This window comes from Mesorhizobium qingshengii, assembly GCF_027563465.1.
Lineage (GTDB): Bacteria > Pseudomonadota > Alphaproteobacteria > Rhizobiales > Rhizobiaceae > Mesorhizobium > Mesorhizobium qingshengii_A.
This window is the reverse complement of sequence record NZ_JAPFQA010000050.1, coordinates 1-2,146: the sequence shown is the minus strand read 5'-3', so window position 1 is coordinate 2,146 and position 2,146 is coordinate 1. Positions and strand designations below refer to the sequence as shown.

General features: G+C 56.2%; 1 protein-coding gene and 1 pseudogene. One reads left to right on the top strand and one right to left on the bottom strand.

Features of this window, described 5'->3' with window-relative positions; translation table 11 throughout:
• A pseudogene (locus tag OOJ09_RS31890) lies at positions 1-276 on the bottom strand (hypothetical protein); the annotation flags it as partial.
• Between the two features lie 436 nt (positions 277-712).
• Between OOJ09_RS31890 and OOJ09_RS31885 the strand changes: the two are divergent.
• Positions 713-1,792: a hypothetical protein gene (locus OOJ09_RS31885; protein WP_269909019.1), complete on the top strand. Its 1,080-nt coding sequence runs from the start codon at positions 713-715 to the stop codon at positions 1,790-1,792.
• The last annotated feature ends 354 nt before the right edge of the window (positions 1,793-2,146 follow it).

Here is a 2,146-nt window from a genome sequence, read left to right as displayed (position 1 = left end):
AATGGCCAACTCCGTCGTGTCTCCGCCGAGCTGCTCCACGGCCATCATAAAGAGGAGGGCCGCATCGACCTCTAGCGCTTTAGCCAGAGCCGGGACGCGGTCAAGTGGAAGCTTGCTATTGCCGAGCTTGATGTTCGTGAGCATGTTGTGTTGCCCGAAACCGGCCTCGCTAGCGATAGTTGACTGCGTCTTTTTTGCTTTCAATTCAAGAATTCGTCTTTCAACGAATTGCGCAAGCCGCGTGCTGGAGTAGGGTTTTTTCTCAGAGTGTTTCAAAATCCACCTTCCTTGTATCGCTCAGATCTTCGATGATCTGTCTTGTGTCTTTATAGCGATCAGCAGACGGTGAAGTCGGAAGGGATCAAGGCGAAACGCTATACGCGCAATTTCGCCTAGTGGCGCGTTCCCCAATTGCGACGCGCTTCAATCCATGGAGCATCGGATCGGCTGCTTTACTGATTAGAAGTCGGTAGGCTGCAGCTCGTCTACGACGTGTTTTGAGACGGGCGGTAGCATGTAGCCTATCCGCCACAGGCGACAGGTTCGAATAGCCCCAGGCGCATCATCTAGGCGGCGGTAGTTGTGGCTGCACGTTATAAAGTGCCCGGCGCACGTGAAACGCGCTCAACCCTCTGTGTCCTTGATTTGAGAGCCTAGCCGCATGGCAACCGTTACCCGCACTTCCCTCCATGACCTAGTCTGGACGAAAACAATGGACGAGGTCGCCGCTGATCTCGGTAGTTCGGCCGGGACGATCGTCGCGATCTGCCGAGCAAACGATATACCAGTTCCGCCACCCCACTATTGGCGAAAGATCGCCAATGGTAGTCCACCGAAGCGCCGGGCGCTGCCGACAGATAGATTGAAGAGAAATCAGACCGTGCTCATAGGCGACCAAGTGGAACCGGTTATCAATGACCAGAGGCTTGCGAGCTTGGACGCCGGCTCCGAACAACTCCTCCGGGTCGCAGTTGCGGTCGAGGTAACCGACCCGGTTGCAGCTGCAATTCAGAAGGACTTGAGGCGTTCGTCGTCGGCTGGCGAAGTCCGGCAACGATCGGGCTTCATACGAGTAGACATAGGCCTGGATAGCCTCCCTCGTGCTGCGAATCTCATTGCCAGCATAAAGGCTGCCATTCTGGAGCGGTCATGGAGTGTCTCTGTAGATGCCAAGCGTGGTGCGGTAGTCGATGGTGAGAATGTCGAGTTGGCCTTATCCGAACGATACGCGTCGATCCCGCATACGCCTACCGCAGCAGATATCCGCGACTATCGGAGCTACGGTCGACCTATTCCCGAGCACGATCAAGTGCGCTCCGGACATTTGCAGCTATCGATCACCAATGCGACCTACCTAGGTGTCCGCCAAAAGTGGGCTGACGGCAAACGTCAACGGGTCGAGGATGTCTTAACGAGCTTTGTCGACGGGATCGAGCGCGCTGCCACAGCCTTGAAGCAACTGCGCATTGAGCGCGAGGAGCGAGCGCGTAAATGGGCGGAAGAGGAGAAGCGCCAACAGGAACGAGAGCGGCTAGAAGCGATTGATCGAGTTCGCGGAACGATCTTCAAAGAACAGGCATCCGCACATCAAGAGGCCCTGATGCTCCATGGTTACATCGAAGCCGTGAAGAGCCGGCTGGCTCGAGGGTCGGGGCAAGACGTTCAAACTCTAGGATGGATCGCTTGGGCAGAGAACTACGTTGCGCGAAAGGACCCGCTCAATGGTGAGTTGCCCGTCCTACTTAGCGAAGAAGACGCCCTCAGAATCAGGTGGCAGTATCCCGACAGGTAGACTTTCTGTGGCGGGATCGTGCCTAGAGGACACCTATCAAGCTCAGCTTGGAGCCGGGGCACCGGAAAATGAACGAGACGGCGAGCCAAACCGCTCACACCATCTTCGGGGAAGAGCGGCTGGCAGCATGCGGGATTGGCCCCTGCGCGTGGGCGGCCAGTTGTAGTCAATGAGGGACAAATCATGAACATCCGGTGTGATTTTCGGTGTGACTTTTGGTCTCGAAACCCACACCGAGACACCGTTTGTTCTAATTTCGCCGATTTTGTTCCGATAAGGCTCTTGCGCTACACCCCTTGAGATTATAGGGCTTTGCGCGGTCCGGAGTGTAGCGCAGCCCGGTAGCGCACTTGA